The following is a 19940-nucleotide window of genomic DNA, read 5'->3' on the forward strand; positions in this document are numbered from 1 at the left end:
CGATGCTGATCGATTTCTTCTACACGCTGCGCGACGCCAGGGTCCCGGTCACGATCAAGGAATTCCTCACGCTGCTGGAAGCCCTGCAGCGCGGCGTCATCGCGCCCTCGCTGGATGAGTTCTATTATCTCGCGCGCCTGACGCTGGTGAAGGACGAAGCCCATTTCGACAAATTCGACCGTGCTTTCGGCGCCTTCTTCAAGGGCGTCGCCGCGGTCTTCGACGAGAAGGCCGAGATCCCGCTCGACTGGCTGCTCAAGCGCTTCGAGCGCGAGCTCACGCCCGAGCAGAAAGCGGCGCTGGAGAAGCTCGGCTACGACAAGCTGCAGAAACGGCTGGAAGAACTGCTGAAGGAACAGCACGGCCGCCACGAAGGCGGCAGCAAGTGGATCGGCACCGGCGGCACCTCGCCCTTCGGCAATGGCGGCACCAACCCGGAAGGCATCCGCATCGGCGGGCAAAGCCGCAACCGCACGGCGGTGAAGGTGTGGGAGCAGCGCAGCTACCGCGACTACGACGACGAGCGCGAACTCGGCACCCGCAACCTCAAGGTAGCGCTGCGCCGGCTGCGCCGCTTCGCGCGCCTAGGTGCCGCGGACGAACTGGCGCTGGACGACACCATCCGCGCCACGGCCAGCAATGCCGGCTGGCTCGACATCCGCATGCAGCCCGAGCGCAAGAACCGCATCAAGGTGGTGATGCTGCTCGACGTCGGCGGCTCGATGGACGACCACATCGAACGCGCCGAAGAGCTGTTCTCGGCCGCGAAAAGCGAATTCAAGAACATGGAGTTCTACTACTTCCACAACTGCGTCTACGACTACCTGTGGAAGAACAACCAGCGCCGCCACAGCGAGCGCTTCCCGACCTGGGACGTGCTGCGCAAATACCCGAACGACACCCGCATCATTTTCGTCGGCGACGCCACCATGAGCCCCTACGAGGTGCTGGCGCCGGGCGGCTCGGTCGAGTACAACAACGAGGAAGCCGGCGCGGCCTGGCTGGCGCGCTTCACCAACGCTTTTCCCAAGTTCGCCTGGCTCAATCCGGAGCCGGAAAACCTGTGGCAGTACCGGCAGTCGATTTCGGTCATCCGGCAGATCATGAACAACCGGATGTTCCCGATTACGCTCGAAGGGCTGGAGCGGGCGATGCGGTTGTTGAGCAAATAGGCAACCTGATTAAATAGCTGAACCTGAAGAACCTTTGTTATCTTGGAGGCCGGACACCGCCAAGTCGGCGAATCCCAAATCCTACTCGAAAGATATCCGGTATATTTATACGATTGTCTTCTGTACGGTAAATTATTGCCAGCTCAACTAAATCTTGAATTAGTGCTTCGGCCTTGCCTTTTCGGATCGGATCAGTATTGAATCGACGTGGAGGCAGCTTTTTAGCTCCTCGGACTTGATCATATAATTTTCGAGTCCATGCTGACGTCAAATCCTCCACAGCACATGGCACCGTAATACCACGGGCCGCCTCAAGTAAAGGCTCAACCCAAGGATAGTCCTCAGCTATCTCACCGACACGAATCTCCGAAGCACTGCTTACGCCCTGTTGAATGCCTCGGAAGTGCAGCGCAATTGCATGGCTTGGCTCATGATCTGCAGTCCACTGAGCTGCTGTGCGGAACGCCAAAAGAAAACTCCTTGGACTCAACCGACCTTTCGCGTCCGCCAAATGTGTCGGTATCCAAGTATATACATACCCTCGCTTATGTGAAGTTCCCACCCAGGCACCTGCAAATGCCTCAATAATAGAGCGAGCTGGTTGCTCACCGCTTGCTAACAAACGTGGCAGCAGAAATGCTAAAGAATCCTCTTTCCATTCGATATCCAGAACTCTAGTGATCTCATTTCGAAAATCTTCTCCGACTTCATAGCTGTTTGCGAGATTCAGTATCACCAAACCAAAGAGATCAACTGGTCGCCAAGACAATACGACAATAGACGCACGAAGCTTTGAGCTGTCCACAAAATCCCAGATGGCCTCGTCTTCCTCCATATCCGGCCGAAGAAAAACTTTGATCTTTATTCCTCGACGAGACCGACATTCCAAGCCAATCGATAGAAGCGCCCTCAAATACTGGCGAATTTCCTCCCAAGTGCTAGCGAGCCTATCCAATGCATCAAAAAGAACAAGTAAATGGCGCCCTGATCGCGCTATCTCCCGATCGCACTCAGCGATCAAGTCCATAGCATCCTGCTCATTTTTTGAAAACCATTGAACTTTTTTTAGCCAATTGCCTTTTATTGGAAACGGTTTCCGCAGCATTAAGAGGGCGTGATTTAATATAACTGTGTACCAAACAATTCCCGCGCCCAATCCACTTACCCGAATAGCATTAAGCTCTGTCGCCTGAGGAAACGAATCGCTACTTGGATCAAGGGCAAATCCAACGCACACTTCAGCTGACTCAAGATCCGGAATGCGCGCCGTCCGAGCGATATGCGCGCGATGACTGTCACTTGCAAGAACAGCAGTCCAGTAACTTTTGCCACTACCCCGCATCCCCACGACGACACTAGCTGATAAGTGCAATGCCTTTACGTGTCCGATGGGCATATATAATGTGTTTTTCGAGGGCGGATTGAGAGACTCCTGAGATGTATCTCTAATCTCGCACAATGCATCTCTAATCGCCAATGCTGCAAAATTAAAATTCTTAGATTTCACTCTGGGTCCTCATATTTTTCACTCGGCCAAAGGCGCTGTTCTGCCCCTTTAAAGAAATCTCCAAAAATACCTCTGACGTAGTTCCATTCAGGTCGCAACTCCACATCCGCCAAAGTTTGTCCCCTGATGGCTGGTTCAAAGTTGACGAAAAGTGGAAAGTGAGGTGCTGCCAAATCGTCCTGAGAAAATACCACTGGCTCAAAATCAGGAACTTCTTGATATGACTCATCATCGTAAAAATTGGACCACTCTTTATATGACCTATCAATCCACGACTTTCTAGCGGCGTCATTTGGAGCAGTTTGAGCTGCAACCATTTTTAATTTCCATCGAAGATCATCCTCATTGCCCATCCCCTGAGCAACACTTGTAGAGTGTTGCAAATGGTTGAAGATTTGTCGATACGACCACCAATCCTGCTCATCATTACGTGCAAATAGAAAGACCTCCGCCCCCAATCGCGTAATAGCCGCTGAGCCGATATCATGCAATCCCGCCCTTGCGTCCAGTAGTATCACGTCTGGGGGATTTTCTAGAAGTTTAATGGTATCCAAGAGGTCACGAAGTCTCTCGGCCAACCCAGTCATCGCCCCAGACTGATCGAAGCTATTCCCGTACACCCGACCCAATTTGGAGATGTAGTGATGACTTTCTTGACCATACGCTGCCAGAACACGCAACGATCCGGGAGCATCGTGGGCAATAGGTGCCTCCCCGATTGCAGCATCCAAAAGCTCTACGCTACCTTGACCATTAATATTTTCCACAATCCAATCAATCAGACCGAATTTCGGCAATTCTTTTAATAGCATTGCGCCAATACCCGGGGCCTCTAGGTCCAAGTCTACCAACAAGACATTCTTCCCCTTACGGGCTAAGCTCCAGCCTAAGAAAGCAAAAGCAGTGCTTCGCCCAACACCGCCTTTAACACTAAAGGCGACCGCGGTCGGAATCTCAGGCCGACCAATCAGCGAAGGGCGCAGCCAATCTTGATTTGTCAATAGCCTATCAATCAGCCATGTATTTGGAAGATCTACACTTACCTTATCTGGGGAATTTAATATATCGTTGGCATCTATAAGATCGCTTTCACCAAGCAAAACACGAGAGACCCCTGGACTATAAACCCCTAACGAAGAATGCAATTCATTGGCGAAAAGATCCCACTGATCGCCTTCCAATGCCGAATCAGGAAGTACAATAGAAAGTGCCCCAACTGCATCGCGCACTATATGTATAGAACCAAAATCTCTGGAATCACCAAATTTTTTACGCAACTGATCAATAGCGACGTTAGCAGCTTGATCAAAAAGTATTGTATTTGTCATTTTCTCTCCCGCCGCGTTCCTAAAATTTGAGTTGCGGTCAGCAATCGTTGTGTAACCGAGCGGTGCGCCTCGAGGGCAGTAGCTAACACGGTGCCGGAAGCAGCATAACGGTTCGACACAGCCCAGTCGGAAAACGGATTCGCCAATTTAAGAATGGGAACGATTCCTGGATAATTCCGAGAAAGCTGTTGAACCGGAGCCAAGTCCCACAACACATCGACGTGCTCCCAATATTTTTTCGGCAGTTGGTCGTCAACTAATTTGTGCCCAGTGATAATAGCTGTTTTGATAGCACACTCAGCAGCTATCCCGTAGAGATGATCGGCGTTATCCCGACGATTATTTTCTCGCAAAATTTCGGCATCATTCCAATGTCGAGTCGCTGCGCTAGAGTAATTTGTCAACATCCGCCTCTTCTGAGTAGTGGAACCACACTGCTATTTGGTCACCGTCGTTCCTCGAATGCAATACGATATCAGCTAACGCGGTACACAGGCAAATTCGCAGCTTAGATCGTTGCGAACGCGATCTAAAAAACGCGGATAGTGCAGCTCACGTAGACAGTAGATGAACAAATTTCGTGTTCAGGGAAGTTTCCTTGTTGCAAGCTGACGTGACGTGTCGACCAGTGAAAAGGGAGCCCACCGCTCCGGTCTTCCCAACAAGAAGCAAGCTAGAGTTTAATGGTTCGACAACTAGGTTATGCAACAGGGGCCTATCCTATAGGTAGCGCACCACAATCATACGCGCAACCACGATTGTCAAATTGATAATAAGTTGCGATCATTATGACGGATTAATCGTAGTGAGTGAAAAACCATGCCCGACCTACCGCCCATCCTGACCAGCCTTGCATGGCCCATCGCCATGGCCATCGCCTGGCTGGCCGGCGAATTCGGCCAGCGCTTCACCGGCCTGCCCCGCATCAGCTTCTACGGCCTGGTCGGCTTCGCGCTGGCCGGTCCGCAACTCGGCATCCTGCCCCTGCCCGACAGCGGGCCGGTCGCGCTGCTGGCCGACATCGCCTTCGGCCTGATCCTGTTCGAACTCGGCTACCGCATCAACCTGCGCTGGCTGCACACCAACCCCTGGCTGGGCGTGGCCGGCCTCGCCGAATCGCTGCTCACCTTCGCCGTGGTCTACCTGGTCGCCATCGCCTTCGGCAGCCCGCAACTGATCGCGCTGATGATGGCGGCGCTGTCGATGGGCACCTCGCCCGCCACCGTGGTGCGCGTCATCAACGAGCAGCGCAGCTCGGGCCAGGTGACCGAGCGCGTGCTGCACCTGACGGCGCTGAACTGCGTGCTGGCGGTGTTCGCATTCAACGTGATCATCGGCTTCTGGATCTTCCGCACTTTTGATGCCGTCGGTGAAGCCCTGTGGCAGAGCGGCGTGATGCTGGCCGGCTCGGTGCTGCTGGGCGCCGTGTTCGGGGTGGTGGTGCCGGCCCTGCTGCGCGCGATCCACAACCCGCGCCAGGATGCCACCGTGGCCTTTGCCATCGCGGTGCTGCTGCTGGTGGCGATCTGCGATGCGGGCGCGCTCTCGCCGTATATCGCGGCGCTGGCATTCGGCTTGAGCGCGCGCCACCGGCGCGTCGCCTTCAGCACGGCGCAGCGCAATTTCGGCGCGCTGGGCGAAATGCTGACGGTGCTGCTGTTCGTGTTCGCGGCGTCCACACTCGACTGGCGCCAGATCGCCGCCGGCAGCGCCTTGGCCGTGGTGGTGGTGTTTGCGCGCCTGCTCACGAAAACCGCCGGGGTGACCGCTTTTGCCCACCTGTCCGGCATCTCGTGGCGCAAGGGCGCCCTTACCGGCGTGGGCCTGGCGCCCCTGTCGGTGTTCGTGATTCTCCTGATCGAACATGCGCGCCATGCGGGCGTGCACGTGGTCGAGGAATTGCGCGCGATGGCGGCCGTGACCATGCTGCTGGAAGTGTTCGGGCCCGTGATCATCCAGCGCGCTCTGGTGTGGGCCCACGAAGCCCCGGAGCATCCCGATGCCGCTTGAAGCCTTTACGCCTTCCCGGCCGCTCACTTTCGGCGTCGAACTGGAACTGCAGCTGGTCAGTCTGTCGGACTTCGACCTGACGGCGGCCAGCCCCGACCTGCTGCACCTCTTGAAGCGCAAGCCCTTCCCCGGCAACGTCACGCCCGAGATCACCGAGAGCATGATCGAGATTAACTCGAGCGTGCACACGGCCTACGCGCCGCTCTTGGGGGAACTGCGCGAGATCCGCGACACCCTGGTCGCCGCCAGCGACGTGCTCAATATCGGCATCGCGGGCGGCGGCACCCATCCTTTCCAGCACTGGTCGGAACAGAAGATTTCAGCCAGGCCGCGCTACGAATACCTGTCGCAGCTGTACGGCTACCTGGCCAAGCAGTTCACGGTGTTCGGCCAGCATGTGCACATCGGTTGCGCCAACGGCGACGATGCGCTCTACCTGCTGCATGCGTTGAACCGCTACCTGCCGCATTTCATCGCGTTATCAAGCTCCTCGCCCTTCGTGCAGGGCATTGATTCCGGCTTCGATTCGGCGCGCCTGAATTCCGTGTTCGCCTTCCCGATGAGCGGGCGCGCACCGTTCGTGCAGACCTGGCAGGAGTTCACCGAGGTCTACTTCGCCAAGATGGAGCGCACCAACATCATCAAGAGCATGAAGGATTTTTACTGGGACCTGCGGCCGAAACCCGAATTCGGCACCATCGAGCTGCGCGTGTGCGACACGCCGCTGACGGTGGAGCGCGCCGCGGCGATCGCCGGCTACCTGCAGGCGCTGTGCCGCTACCTGCTCACCCGCCCCGAAGAAGCGCCCAGCGAAGACGATTACCTGGTCTACAACTACAACCGTTTCCAGGCCTGCCGCTTCGGCATGGAGGGTTCGCTCACCCATCCCAAGACCTACGAGGCGGTGCCGATGCGCGAGGACATCCTGGCCACGCTCGAGAAGATGATGCCGCACGCCGAAGCGCTGGGCAGCGTCGAGGCCCTGCAGCACCTGGCCGCGGCGGCGCGCGGCGGCAGCGACGCGGCGCAGCTGCGCCACGTGTTCGCGCTCGAGGGCAGCGTCGAGGGCATGGTGCAGGCGGCGATCCAGCGCTTCCGGGGGGATCGCAGGATGCGTTGGCAGCGGGGGTGAGGGATGGCGCCGATGATTGTCGCAGCGGCGCAATAGCGCGCGCTTTACAACCGGGTCTCGCGCGCCGCCCGCAGGAATTCGTCCAGCACCGGCGTGCAGTCGAGCAGCTCGGTGCCGCCGGCGCGGTGAAATTCCGGATGCCACTGCAGGCCCATGACGAAATCGGCGCGCTGGTAGCGGATCGCCTCGACGATGCCGTCCGGGTCGGAATAGGCTTCCACCCGGATGTCGCGCCCCAGTTCCTTGACCGCCTGGTGGTGGATCGAATTGACGATCGGGCGCTGCACGCCGCTGAACATGCGGCCCAGCGACGAGCCCGGCGGAAAGCGCACGGCATGGCGGTGGGCGTCGTACAGATCGTGCACGTGGGCCAGCGCCTCGGGGACATTGGTGGCGACGTCCTGGTAAAGGGTGCCGCCGAAGGCGACATTGATCAGCTGGCAGCCGCGGCACACGCCCAGCACCGGCTTGCCGGCATCGACGAATTCGTGCAACAGCTCGAGCTCGTAGACGTCGCGCGCGCGGTCGCCGCTCCATTCGGGCCGGGTCGGCACTTCGGAATAGGTTTGCGGCGCGACGTCCGCCCCGCCCTGCAGCACCAGCCCGTCGAGATGGCGCGCGTAATGGCGCAGGGTGATGTTGCTGGGGTGGAGCAGCCCGTTGGTATTCACCGTCGGGATCATGAACACCAGCACGTCGCGCGACATCACCCATTGGGCGATCGATTCTTCGAGATACTGGAGATTCTTGCTGAGCAGGCCTTTGGCGCCTGCTTCAGGGTGGAAAATGCGGGCCGACACCCCGATATGGAGGGTGCGGTGCATGAAGTCGCGGCTGAAGCGCTCCCGGAAGCTGCGCCAACGCGAGCTCAGCACCCGGCCAGCCAGCGCAAACGGCGTGTCGCCGTCGCGCTGGTAGCGAGCGACGCCGGGCTCGACGGGGCCACGCATGGCGCGCCGGTCCGGTACGCGGATCGGGCTCCCCGGCCGCGTCTCGACGGGAGGGCCCGGTATTTCCTCGAGGGGTTTTGGTTCGTCTTCCGCCATAAGCATCAATATAACGTTGCCACGGCCGCGCACGATTTGAAGGTGTTACAAAAATCGTCATACGCACGGGCATGGGTGCTACCGGCGCGCAACGGCTTGCACGATTTCGGTTTTCGGTTAATACTGTATGCAATTACAGTAGTTTTCAGGTCGACAGCGACAGCAGCTTCTGGAAGGTCGCCACGATGTGGCGGTCGGCCACCGGTTTGTCGAGCAGGCCGCGCACGCCTGCATCGCGGGCGCGGTTGCTGTCGTACTTGAAAGATTGCCCAATCAGGAAAAGCACGGCGGTGCGGCTTGCCCCGTCCTGCGCCTTGATCTTGCTGCACAAGTCGTAGGGCTCGATGCCGGGCGCGGCGGTATTGATCATTACCAGCGACACCGGCGTCTCGTCGCACAGGCGCACGGCGGCGCGGCCGCTGTCGGTCCATTCGACGGGACGCCCCTGGGTGCCGATGACCTGGGCCACATGGTCGCGGAAAGCGCCGCCCTTGTCGATGATCAGCACGGCGCCATCGTGCGGTCCGTGGCGCATGCTGGCGTAATGTGCCGGGGCCTCGGTGTCCGGCCCCAGCCTCGGCCTTCGTCGCCGCTCCGGCACGCAGCGTTCGCCGCGTGCCCTCGAGGCCGCCATTGCCTGCACGCGTGCATCGAGCAGGTCGGCCAGGGCGTCGTAGAAATGGACCGGATCGACCGGGCGCGCCAGGGTACGGTGGCAGCTGGCGCCATGACCGCCGATGACGAGCGTCGGCTGCAGCGCGCCGGGAGGCAGGCAGCGCAGCCGGGCGAGCGCCGCCGGGCTGTCGCCGGCGGCGATGTACAGGTCGGGCTCCTGCAAACTGTCGTCGTGCAGGCAAAAATAGGACGGCCCCGTGCGTGGGGCTTGCGCGAGCAGGTTTTCCAGCTGTGCGCATTCGGCAGGCGCGAACCCAACGAGTCGGACGGTGAACGGGTATCTGGGTGCGCGCATCGCTTTTCCAGCCTTTCCTGGGGCATTTCCGGGTCGATCGTCTTAATCTAGCACAAGGGTGCGAACTAACAAGCCCATTTGGCGTCTTGAAAAGATCGAAATTTTCCCGCTCGACACGATAGAATGCGCAAGCATTAATTTACGAAAATAAGCATGGCTTCCAAGAAACCCGCATCCGACTACAGCGAATCATCTATCCGCGTCCTCAAGGGACTCGAGCCCGTCAAGCAGCGTCCGGGCATGTATACCCGGACCGAAAACCCGCTGCACATCATCCAGGAAGTGATCGACAACGCCTCCGACGAGGCGCTGGGCGGACACTGCAACAACATTTCCGTGACGCTCAATACGGACGGCTCGGTCACGGTCGAAGACGACGGCCGCGGCATCCCGGTTGGACTGCATCCAGAAGAAAACGTGCCGACCGTCGAGATCGTATTCACCCGCCTGCACGCGGGCGGCAAGTTCGACAAGGGCTCGGGCGGCGCCTATGCGTTCTCGGGCGGCCTGCACGGTGTCGGCGTGTCCGTCACCAATGCGCTGTCGACGCGCCTCGAGATCACGGTCTGGCGTAAAGAGGACAATGGCAACGGCGTGCACGAGCTGGCCTTCTCCGCCGGCGACGTCATCGAACCACTCACTTCGCGCCCGCTTGATCGTGGCGGCAAGAAGAACGGCACCCGCGTCACCGCCTGGCCCGATCCGAAGTATTTCGATTCCCCGAACATTCCCCTGGCCGAGATGCAGCGCCTGCTGCGCTCGAAAGCCGTGCTGCTGCCGGGCGTGACCGTCACGCTCACCAACCAGAAGACCGGCGACGTCCAGACCTGGCGCTACGACGAAGGCCTGCGCGGCTACCTGACCGAAGCGCTGGCCCAGGGTTCCAGCGGCCAGACCGTGATCCCGCTGTTCGAGGGCGCGCAGTACGCACCAAGTGGCGACGAAGGCTTCGCCGAAGGCGAAGGCGCGGCCTGGGTCGTGGCCTGGACCGAAGAAGGCTCGGTGGTGCGCGAATCCTATGTCAACCTGATCCCGACCGTCAGCGGCGGCACCCACGAATCGGGCCTGCGCGACGGCCTGTTCGGTGCGGTCAAGAGTTTCGTCGAGATGCATTCGCTGCTGCCCAAAGGCGTCAAGCTGCTGCCGGAAGACGTGTTCGCACGCGTCTCCTTCGTGCTGTCGGCCAAGGTGCTGGACCCGCAATTCCAGGGCCAGACCAAGGAACGCCTGAACTCGCGCGACGCGGTCAAGCTGGTGTCCTTCTTCACCCGTCCGCCGCTCGAATTGTGGCTGAACCAGCACGTCGAATACGGCAAGAAGCTGGCCGAACTGGTCATCAAGCAGGCCCAGTCGCGCCTGCGTTCGCTGCAGAAGGTCGAGAAAAAGAAATCGTCCGGCGTGGCCGTCCTGCCGGGCAAGCTCACCGATTGCGAATCGACCGACATCACCCGCAACGAACTGTTCCTGGTCGAGGGCGACTCGGCCGGCGGTTCGGCCAAGATGGGCCGCGACAAGGAATTCCAGGCGATTTTGCCGCTGCGCGGCAAGGTGCTCAACTCCTGGGAAACCGACCGGGACCGCCTGTTCGCGAACAACGAGATCCACGACATCGCGGTGGCGATCGGCGTCGACCCGCATGGCGCGGACGACAGCCCGGACCTGACCGGCCTGCGCTACGGGAAGATCTGCATCCTGTCCGATGCGGACGTCGACGGCTCGCACATCCAGGTGCTGCTGCTCACGCTCTTCTTCAAGCACTTCCCTGCCCTGTTCCGCAGCGGCCACATCTGCGTCGCGCGCCCGCCACTGTATCGCGTGGACGTGTCCGCACGCGGCAAGAAGCCGCTGCAGAAGGTGTACGCGCTCGACGACGGCGAACTGCTGGCGATCGAAGACAAGCTGAAAAAAGAAGGCATGAAGGAAGGCGCCTGGAGCATCTCGCGCTTCAAGGGCCTGGGCGAGATGAACGCCGAACAGCTGTGGGAAACCACCATGAACCCCGACACCCGCCGTTTGCTGCCGGTCGCTTTCGGCCAGTACAACCTGGCCGAATCGGCTTCGCGCTTCAATATGCTGATGGGCAAAGGCGAAGCCGCGGCGCGCCGGGCGTGGCTGGAGGAACATGGGAATGAAACCGAGGCGGATATTTAAGATGCCGGCGTGGCGAACAGCCACCTCCCGCAAAGAACCGAACACGCAATCATGACGACCCAAGCAAACCTCTTCGAACAACAACACGAGCCGACCGACGACGTCGAAACGCTCACCCTCTCCACCTTCGCCGAGCGCGCCTATCTCGACTACGCCGTCTCGGTGGTCAAGGGCCGCGCGCTGCCGGACGTGTCCGACGGCCAGAAGCCGGTCCAGCGCCGCATCATGTACTCGATGCACGAGCTGGGCCTGGGCCATACCGCCAAGCCGCGCAAGTCGGCCACCGTGGTGGGCGACGTGCTGGGCAAGCTCCACCCGCACGGCGACCAGTCGGTGTACGACGCGCTGGTGCGCATGGCCCAGGACTTCTCGCTGCGCTACCCGCTGATCGACGGCCAGGGCAATTTCGGCTCGCGCGATGGCGACGGCGCCGCGGCGATGCGTTACACCGAAGCGCGCCTGACGCCGGTCTCGCGCCTGCTGCTCGATGAACTCGACATGGGCACGGTCGACTTCCAGCCGAACTACGACGGCTCCTTCACCGAGCCGCGCCAGCTGCCGGCGCGCCTGCCGATGGTGCTGCTCAACGGCGCCTCGGGCATCGCGGTCGGCATGGCCACCGAAATCCCGTCGCACAACCTGCGCGAAGTGGCGGCGGCGGCGGTCGCCCTGATCCGCAACCCGAAGATGTCGCACGCCGAGCTGATGACCATGATCCCCGGCCCGGACTTCCCGGGCGGCGGCCAGATCATCACCCCGGCCTCGACCGTGGCCGACATGTACGCCACCGGCCGCGGCTCGATGAAGGTGCGCGCACGCTGGAAAATCGAAGAACTGGCGCGCGGCCAGTGGCAGGCGGTGGTCACCGAACTGCCGCCGGGCACCTCGAGCCAGCGCGTGCTGGAAGAGATCGAGGAGCTGACCAACCCCAAGATCAAGATGGGCAAGAAGACGCTGCTGCCCGAGCAGCTGGCGCTCAAGCAGAACATCCTCGGCGCGCTCGACACGGTGCGCGACGAATCGGGCCGTGAAGCGGCGGTGCGCCTGGTGTTCGAGCCGAAGTCGAAGAACCAGGACCAGAACGAGTTCATGCTGATGCTGCTCGCGCATACCTCGCTGGAGACCTCGAGCCCGATGAACCTGGTGATGATCGGCGGCGACGGCCGCCCGCGCCAGAAGGGCCTGACCGACATCCTGCAGGAATGGATCGACTTCCGCTTCGTCACCGTGCGCCGCCGGACCGAATTCAAGCTGGGCAAGGTCAAGGACCGCATCCACATCCTGGAAGGCCGCGAGATCGTCCTGCTCAACATCGACAAGGTGATCGCGATCATCCGCAATTCGGATGAGCCGAAGGCCGCGCTGATGGAAGAATTCCGCCTGTCCGACCGCCAGGCCGAGGACATCCTCGAGATCCGCCTGCGCCAGCTGGCGCGCCTGGAAGCGATCAAGATCCAGCAGGAGCTGGCCGAACTGCGTTCGGAACAGGAAAAGCTGGAAGACATCCTCGAGAACCCGTCGACCATGAAGCGCCTGATCATCCGCGAGATCGAGGCTGACGCCAAGCAGTACGGCGACGATCGCCGCACCGTGATCGAGGAAGCCGAACGCGCGGTGGCCGAGCAGAAGATCGTCGACGAGCCGGTGACCGTGATCGTGTCGGAAAAAGGCTGGGTGCGCGCGCGCACCGGCATCGGCCACGATCCGGCGCAGTTCACCTTCAAGGCCGGCGACTCGCTGTACAAGGCCTTCGAGTGCCGCACCGTCGATTCCCTGCTGGGCATCGGCAGCAACGGCAAGGCCTATTCGGTGCCGGTCGCGGCACTGCCGGGCGCGCGCGGCGACGGCGTGCCGATCACGACCCTGGTCGACCTGTCGGGCGGCGTACGCATCCTGCACTACTTCGCCGGCACCCCGGACACGCGCCTGCTGCTGGCCTCGTCCAACGGCTTCGGCTTCATTGCCAAGGCCGGCGACATGGTCAGCCGCCTGAAGGGCGGCAAGTCCTTCATCACGCTCGACGAAGGCGCCGTCCCGCTGCCGCCGCGGACCGTCCCGGACACCACGGGTGCGATCGCCTGCCTGTCCGAAAAGGGCCGCGTGCTGGTATTCGGCATCGACGAGATGAAGGTGCTGACCAACGGCGGCCGCGGCGTCATCCTGATGGAACTCGATCCTAAGGAAACCCTGCTGGCGGCGCAGCCGATCAACCAGAAAGGCGTGAACGTCATCGGCACCTGGGCCGGCTCGAAGCCGCGCACGGTGGAGCTGTTTGCCTCCGGCCTGGAACCGCACTTCGGCAAGCGCGCGCGCAAGGGCAAGCCGCTGTCGGCCAAGCTCAAGGCGCAGGATCTGGCGATGCGGGTGACGGAAGGGGAAGCGGCGAAAGCCATGTAATAAAAACGCCGGCTTGCGAGCCGGCGTTTTTATTCAACACAATACTGCTTAGTGCTTGGCAGCCGCCTTGTGCACTTCGGCGGTCGCTTCAGCGCGCACCTGTTCGGTCTTGGCTGCGGCGGTTGCCTTGTCGGCCGCTGCCTCGACCTGGGTCTTGAGCAGCTTTTCGTCGGCCTTGATCATCTTCTTGCTGGCCTTCAGGTTGGCATCGGCCATCTTCTCCTGGCCCTTGGCGACGGCCTTGGCGCGGTCTTCCGGATCGGCATCGGCGATCTTTTCAGCCACGTCGGCCTGCTTCTCGACTGCCTCGGCGTGGGCCTTGGCCTTCTTCTCGGTGGCCTTGGCAGCTGCCTTGTTCACTTTTTCGTCGGCCTTGGTGGCGACCTTCATTTCCTTCGACTCCGCCTTGGCGATGTCCTTCTCGGCGCCGGCTTCGGCCTTGACGACGGCCTTGGTGGCAGGGACGGTGGTGGTGACCTGGGCGGTGGCTGCGGTAGCGAACAGGCCGGCGATGAGGGTGGCGATCAGTTTGTTCATGGTGGATCCTTTCAGTGGTTCTGTAAGCAGGTCAGTTCGTCTGCGGATTCGTTTTTCTGTGCTGATGAGTTCAGAATACGCATTCGCCACATCCGGGTCTGTTGCCCAGCCCACTTAGGCCTGTCCAAGTTGTAAGCAAACTTTACTGCCGGGCTGCCCCCGCATACAGGTCGATGATGTCGCTGATCCCATCCTGGCACACCGGGCAGAAGCTCTCGCTGCGGTCGAACATCAGGCATTGCATCGCCGGTCGGTAGTAGCCGATCGCTTCATAGTTCGCGCCTTCGAAGGCCCCGACGTCGTGGCGGTGCGGCTTGCCCGCGAACAGGGCCTGCGTCGCGCGCAGGTCTTCGCGGAACAGTGCGTTCATCTCGGACTCGGGCCGGTTGGCCGCCCGTAGCGCGGCGCGCTTCTTCTGGTAGGCGCGCGAGGCTTCCTCGTACTGCGCCTTCGGCCAGCTGGTCGGCAGCGGCGTGCCGGCCTTCACGTGGCGCTTCCACTTGATGGCGGCCGGGTCGCGCAGCGCGGTGACATTCGGCTCCCACGGCTCCATGCGCGTGCTGGCGGCCGCATAGGCGACCGGCGAGGTGTAGTACTCGTCGGCCAGTCCGGCGAAATGGTGGCCGAATTCGTGCACGAACAGGTAGTTCGCCCATGCGTTGCCGGCGGCCGCGGTGCTGAACTGGCCGAAGATGCCCCCGCCGCCATAGGTCTCGTTGTTCACCAGGATCTCGATGAATTCATAGGGCGCATGCTGGGCGATATCGCGCAGCGCGCGGTTGTCCAGCGTGAGCACATAGCGCTCGCTGCCGAAGATGTCGTAGCGCGTGCCGAGCGGGGACGCGTGGTGCACGCCGGTGGACGGACGGCTGATGCCCGATTCATTTGTAGGCACCGCGAGCGCCCAGACGTTGAAGCTGCCTGCGCGCTCGCGGAAGGGCGAGACCGAGAACAGGTGCCTGGTCAGGCGCCGTGCGTCCGCTTCGAATTTCCTCATGTCGGCAGCGGTATAGCCGTCGCCCATGATCAGGAGGTCGACCTTGTCGGCCGACGGGCCGCTGGTGTGGATCGCGATCGGCGCCGCGGGTGCCGCAGGCTGCTTCTTCACGACCTCCTGGGCGTCGGTGTCCACCTCGACGCTCCACGCGACCGAGAACTGGTTGCGTTCGTCGCGCTTGAGGATGCGCACGCGCACCGGGCGGTCGGGCTTCGGAAAACGCACCGACTCCTGGAAGCTGCGGCTGATCTTGTTCGCTTCTTCCGTCGTGCGCCATTCGCCGAAGATGGTCGAGAAGCCGCGCGAGTACAGCAGGTCGCCGGTCTTCGCATCGACCACCTCGACCCGGTTCTGGCCGCGGTTGGTGTCGTCCAGATTGCGCGCGGTATTGCCCGGCCAGGGTAAGGGTTCGATCACGATGCGCTCGAGGGCGTAGCCATCTTGCAGCGCGTTGCCGCTGTGGGCGTAGTCGACGCGGACGGTGGCCGGCTGGGCGGCGCAGGCTGCGCCGCCGGCGAGCAGCAGTGCGGCTGCGATGAAGTGGAAAGCGAAGCGGATCATGGATGCCCTCGTGCAGGAAGATCATCCATTGTACTGCCGGCCTGTGGCGATTTCCTGATGAGTGCCCAGGCGATCATCGTCGACGCGGGCTTCGGCTTCACCTGGCGGCATCTGCCCGGCTGGCGTCGGGCGCCGACGCCGCCACGGTATCGGCCTGGCGGTAGCGGTAGAGCGGGCGCTGCACCACGATCGGCCGGATGTCCAGGCGCAGGTGGTAGACCGAGACCTGCTCGGTGAGCGCAGACACATAGCCGACGCTGTCGCCCGTTCGGGTGAGCTTGAATTCGAAACCGAGGTCGGGCTCGATGCCCTGGGCGCCGTCGAAGGACAGCCCGATGGCGTCAAGCTGGTCGCTGTCGATCAGCTTGGCCATCAGGTCGACCACCGTGCTGTTGCCGAGGATGTCGGCCGAGAACAGCGGTTCGCGGTAATAGGGTTTCGCCGGGTCGATCCGGTTCTCGGCTTTATCCGGCGAGGGCGTGAACGAGCGGGTGGCGAGGCTGAAGCGGTCGCCGTTGTCCAGGTAGCTCAGGCGCACGTTGCTGACGTGGAGCGGACCGTATTGCGCCACCGCCTTCGACAAATCGACCAGCAGCGCGCCGCGGTAGCCGATGACCTCGACTTCGCGGTTCGGCCCCACCACCATCGCGGTATTCTCGTCGACACCGAGGCCGAGCTTGTAGCCCTTCTTGAGCATGGCCGGCACCATGCGCGCGAAGCGCCCGCGCACCAGCAGGTGCTGGTCGATGAAGACGTCTTCCCCGATGAAACCCAGGCCCGGCGTGATTTCCTTGCCATCGTCCAGGCCCAGCTTGAGCGTGGCCAGCACCGTCTTGGGATGGCCGAACATGGTGCTGCTCATGATGGCGGCGCCGGCGCTGGTGCCGGCGATCATGCCGCCGCGGCGGTACATGTCCCAGAGCGCGTCGAGCACGCGGGTGTTGCTGCCGTCGGCGCGCCGCAGCGCGTGCGTGATGCGGCCCTGGTCGCCGCCGGCAAAGAAGGCGCCGCCGGCCGCGCGCACGGCGGCTGCGAGAAGGGAATCATCGGCGGCGGCCTGGTAGTCGGTGCCGGCCAGGTGCACGGCGACCGGCACGAAGAAGGCTTTGGCGCCGTAGTGATTGAAACGCTCGACCAGGGCTTTGCCGGCCTTGTCGGGATTGGCGGAGGCGGAGGCGAAGACGGCGATGCGGGCGCCCTTGCCGCCCGCGAGCTGGACCATGCGTTCCCACACGGCCGCGTTATCGCTGCGCAGCGCGCCGCCGATGATGACCAGCGAGCCCCTGGGCTGCGGCGCCTCTGCAGCCCCGAGAGATTCGCTCGTCAGCAAGACGACGGCGAGCAGTGTGCGGACGACAATATTGACGGCGGCCTGGAACATACAGCTTCCTTCTCGATGGAGACTATCGTAAGCCTGATTCGAGAAGGGGGTCGCCGTGTTGCGACTGCTCAGGACAAATAAATGTTCGGGAAGTAACGTTCCATCAGGGTCTCGGGCTGCTTGGGCGCGGTGAAACCGAAGCGCTCGTACAGGCCGTGCGCGTCGTTGGTGGCGAGCGTGAAACGGCGCAGTTTCTGCAGACTCGGATGACGCAGCACAACACCGACCAGCTGCTTGCCATAGCCCTGGCCGCGGTATTCCGGCAGCACGAACAGGTCGACCAGATTGGCGAAGGTGGCGAAATCGGTGATGACCCGGGCGAAGCCGATCTGGCGGCCGTCGAGGTAAGCGCCGAAGCACAGCGAATTCTCGATGGCGCGCTCGACGACCGGGCGCGAAATGCCGATGGCCCAGGTTGCCTGTTCGCTCAGGAAGCGGTAGATCATCGGAATGTCGAGCCGCGTCTGGTCGGTACTGACCTGGAAGCTTGAATCGTTGGTAATCATGGGGACCGTAGCTCTGGCGAAAAAACCAATTCTAGCGCTGTTTGCATGATGTATAACATTCAATTGGACGCCCCGGGCGAAGCTGCTCGGGGCGCCCATTGCACAGCTCATCCGTTGCGCAGGTAGCGCTCCGGCAGCTGCAGTTGCGCGTCTTCCGCGCGCCACAACAGGCTCAGCACATACCAGCGCTTGCCGTCATGGATTAGCTGGATGCTGTTCACGCCGCGCATGAACGGCCTGGCGTCGCCTGCCGCATGGCGCGCTTCATAGGTGCTGAAGACGTGGGCCACCTGGCCGAAGACTTCAAGCCGGCGCGCCACTTCGGTCTCGAAGAAACCCATGGTGGCAAAGGCCCTGGTGTTGCGGGCGATGTAGTCGTCCGGGGTCATCATGCGCAGCGGATAGCTGCCGTCCGGACGCATGCCGACCGCCGCCATGCGGCCTTCGGGCGCGAACAGCGAACGCATGCGGTTCCAGTCGCGCGGCGCGCCGGCCGGGCCGGAGATGACCTCGTAGACGGCGGCGATGATCGCGTCGATCGAGGCGACGTCGGCCGGGCGGGCTGCGGGCATGGCGGGCGCCGCGGGCGCCTGTTGCGCCATTGCCGGCACGCAGGCCGCCGTCGCCAATGCTGCCGCCAGGCCGAGCTGGGCCAATCGATGCATGTCTCCCCCTGTATTTTTGTCTTTGGTTGAATACGTGGCCCACATGATCACGCATTTCCCGGCGCTTGTCACCCACCACGGATCGGGCTTTGGCAGGCCAGTTATAATCGTGGGATACCACACTGGAATCCCACCATGAACGAACAATTCTCCAAGAAAGCCGAAGCCTGGTCGGCGCGTTTCTCCGAACCGGTCTCCGACCTCGTCAAGCGCTACACGGCGTCCGTTTTCTTCGACAAGCGCCTGGCGCAGTTCGACATCCAGGGGTCGCTGGCGCATGCCGAGATGCTGGCCGCGCAAGGCATCATCAGCCAGCAAGACCGGGCCGAGATCGAACGCGGCATGGCGCAGATCAGGAGCGAGATCGAGGCCGGCAGCTTCGAGTGGCTGCTGGACCTGGAAGACGTGCACCTGAACATCGAAAAGCGCCTGACCGAACTGGTGGGCGACGCCGGCAAGCGCCTGCATACCGGCCGCTCGCGCAACGACCAGGTGGCCACCGACATCCGCCTGTACGTGCGTGCGGCGATCGACGACATCCTGGTGCTCCTGGGGAGCCTGCGCGGCGCCCTGACCGACCTGGCCGAGCGCCACTTTGACACCATCATGCCGGGCTTCACCCACCTGCAGGTGGCGCAGCCGATCACCTTCGGCCACCACATGCTGGCCTATGTCGAGATGTTCGGCCGCGACGCCGAGCGCATGCAGGATGCGCGCCGCCGTGTGAACCGCCTGCCGCTGGGCGCCGCCGCCCTGGCCGGCACCACCTTCCCGATCGACCGCCTGCGCGTGGCAAAAACCCTCGGCTTCGACGACGTCTGCCATAACTCACTGGACGCAGTGTCGGACCGCGATTTCGCCATCGAGTTCACCGCAGCGGCGTCCCTGATCATGATGCACGTCTCGCGCTTCTCTGAAGAACTGGTCATGTGGATGAGCCCGCGCATCGGCTTCATCGACATCGCCGACCGCTTCTGCACCGGCTCGTCGATCATGCCGCAAAAGAAAAACCCGGACGTGCCGGAACTGGCGCGCGGCAAGACCGGCCGCGTCTACGGCCACCTGAACGGCCTGCTGGTCCTGATGAAAGGCCAGCCGCTGGCCTACAACAAGGACAACCAGGAAGACAAGGAGCCGCTGTTCGACACGGTCGATACCGTGACCGACACGCTGCGCATCTTCGCCGACATGGCCGGCGGCATCACGGTCAAGGCCGAGAACATGCGCGCCGCCGCGCTGCAGGGTTACGCCACCGCGACCGACCTGGCCGACTACCTGGTCAAGAAGGGCCTGCCCTTCCGCGACGCGCACGAAGCCGTGGCGCATGCGGTGCGTGCCTGCGATACCGCCAAATGCGACCTGTCGGAGATGTCGCTGGAGACGCTGCGCGGGTTCTCGCCGCTGATCGAGCAGGACGTGTTTGCGGTGCTGACGCTGGAAGGCTCGGTGGCGGCGCGCGATCATGTGGGCGGGACGGCGCCGGAGCAGGTGCGCAAGGCGATCGCGCGGGTGCGCTCGCAGCTGTAATCTTGTAGGGTGGCCGGCTTTGCCGGCCGCGCGTTCACATCACATGAATTCCG

The 19940-nt window shown here is 62.0% G+C and carries 16 protein-coding genes; 6 read left to right on the forward strand and 10 right to left on the reverse strand.

The window, feature by feature from the left end; translation table 11 throughout:
- The first annotated feature begins 2 nt into the window (after positions 1-2).
- On the forward strand, positions 3-1172 hold the full coding sequence (locus AC56LR_RS01480) for a vWA domain-containing protein (protein WP_497126630.1): 1170 nt from the start codon (positions 3-5) through the stop codon (positions 1170-1172).
- Positions 1173-1209: 37 nt separating this feature from the next.
- Here the strand turns inward: AC56LR_RS01480 and AC56LR_RS01485 are convergent, their stop codons facing one another.
- Genes AC56LR_RS01485 through AC56LR_RS01495 form a run of 3 tightly spaced genes read right to left on the reverse strand, consistent with a single transcriptional unit; the run spans position 1210 to position 4414 of the window.
- Positions 1210-2679 carry a hypothetical protein gene (locus AC56LR_RS01485; protein ID WP_497126632.1) on the reverse strand — a complete coding sequence of 490 codons (1470 nt, stop codon included), beginning with the start codon at positions 2677-2679 and terminating at the stop codon, positions 1210-1212.
- Positions 2676-4007 (reverse strand): KGGVGR-motif variant AAA ATPase, encoded by a 1332-nt coding sequence (locus tag AC56LR_RS01490; RefSeq protein WP_497126634.1) that lies wholly within the window; start codon positions 4005-4007, stop codon positions 2676-2678. Before AC56LR_RS01490 ends, AC56LR_RS01485 begins: the two co-directional genes overlap by 4 nt.
- On the reverse strand, positions 4004-4414 hold the full coding sequence (locus tag AC56LR_RS01495; protein ID WP_497126636.1) for a hypothetical protein: 411 nt from the start codon (positions 4412-4414) through the stop codon (positions 4004-4006). The genes AC56LR_RS01490 and AC56LR_RS01495 overlap by 4 nt, the downstream gene beginning before the upstream one ends.
- Before the next feature lie 412 nt (positions 4415-4826).
- Here AC56LR_RS01495 and AC56LR_RS01500 point away from each other — a divergent pair, with 412 nt between their 5' ends.
- Together AC56LR_RS01500 and AC56LR_RS01505 are read left to right on the forward strand one after the other, a co-directional pair.
- On the forward strand, positions 4827-6017 hold the full coding sequence (locus tag AC56LR_RS01500; RefSeq protein ID WP_497126638.1) for a cation:proton antiporter: 1191 nt from the start codon (positions 4827-4829) through the stop codon (positions 6015-6017).
- The gene (locus AC56LR_RS01505) at positions 6007-7149 is read left to right on the forward strand and encodes a YbdK family carboxylate-amine ligase (RefSeq protein WP_497126640.1); all 1143 of its coding nucleotides are present in this window, start codon (positions 6007-6009) and stop codon (positions 7147-7149) included. Before AC56LR_RS01500 ends, AC56LR_RS01505 begins: the two co-directional genes overlap by 11 nt.
- A 44-nt stretch (positions 7150-7193) precedes the next feature.
- Here the strand turns inward: AC56LR_RS01505 and AC56LR_RS01510 are convergent, their stop codons facing one another.
- Positions 7194-8195: a gamma-glutamyl-gamma-aminobutyrate hydrolase family protein gene (locus AC56LR_RS01510; protein WP_497126901.1), complete on the reverse strand. Its 1002-nt coding sequence runs from the start codon at positions 8193-8195 to the stop codon at positions 7194-7196.
- 145 nt (positions 8196-8340) lie between these two features.
- On the reverse strand, positions 8341-9165 hold the full coding sequence (locus tag AC56LR_RS01515) for a response regulator (RefSeq protein ID WP_497126642.1): 825 nt from the start codon (positions 9163-9165) through the stop codon (positions 8341-8343).
- Positions 9166-9318: 153 nt separating this feature from the next.
- Between AC56LR_RS01515 and AC56LR_RS01520 the strand changes: the two genes are divergently transcribed.
- Both AC56LR_RS01520 and parC read left to right on the forward strand, forming a co-directional pair.
- Entirely contained in the window at positions 9319-11316 is a 1998-nt protein-coding gene (locus tag AC56LR_RS01520) for a DNA topoisomerase IV subunit B (protein ID WP_497126644.1), read from the forward strand.
- A gap of 51 nt (positions 11317-11367) precedes the next feature.
- Entirely contained in the window at positions 11368-13713 is a 2346-nt protein-coding gene (parC, locus tag AC56LR_RS01525; protein WP_497126646.1) for a DNA topoisomerase IV subunit A, read from the forward strand.
- A gap of 48 nt (positions 13714-13761) precedes the next feature.
- On the opposite strand, the gene AC56LR_RS01530 is transcribed toward parC, so the two are convergent.
- The 5 genes from AC56LR_RS01530 to AC56LR_RS01550 form a co-directional block, all read right to left on the reverse strand.
- Positions 13762-14250 carry a hypothetical protein gene (locus AC56LR_RS01530; RefSeq protein WP_497126648.1) on the reverse strand — a complete coding sequence of 163 codons (489 nt, stop codon included), beginning with the start codon at positions 14248-14250 and terminating at the stop codon, positions 13762-13764.
- Between the two features lie 142 nt (positions 14251-14392).
- Positions 14393-15808: an IgA Peptidase M64 gene (locus AC56LR_RS01535; RefSeq protein WP_497126650.1), complete on the reverse strand. Its 1416-nt coding sequence runs from the start codon at positions 15806-15808 to the stop codon at positions 14393-14395.
- 97 nt (positions 15809-15905) lie between these two features.
- Positions 15906-17189 carry a cyanophycinase gene (locus AC56LR_RS01540; protein ID WP_497126652.1) on the reverse strand — a complete coding sequence of 428 codons (1284 nt, stop codon included), beginning with the start codon at positions 17187-17189 and terminating at the stop codon, positions 15906-15908.
- A gap of 68 nt (positions 17190-17257) precedes the next feature.
- Positions 17258-17695: a GNAT family N-acetyltransferase gene (locus tag AC56LR_RS01545; RefSeq protein WP_497126654.1), complete on the reverse strand. Its 438-nt coding sequence runs from the start codon at positions 17693-17695 to the stop codon at positions 17258-17260.
- A 107-nt stretch (positions 17696-17802) separates the two neighbouring features.
- A complete protein-coding gene (locus AC56LR_RS01550) occupies positions 17803-18360 on the reverse strand; it encodes a hypothetical protein (protein ID WP_497126656.1) in 558 nt (185 codons plus the stop codon).
- Positions 18361-18495: 135 nt separating this feature from the next.
- Between AC56LR_RS01550 and argH the strand changes: the two genes are divergently transcribed.
- Positions 18496-19887, forward strand: coding sequence for an argininosuccinate lyase (argH, locus tag AC56LR_RS01555; protein WP_497126658.1), 1392 nt, complete (start codon positions 18496-18498; stop codon positions 19885-19887).
- Positions 19888-19940: the final 53 nt, after the last annotated feature.

This window comes from Telluria sp. ZT3P39 (assembly GCF_059685935.1).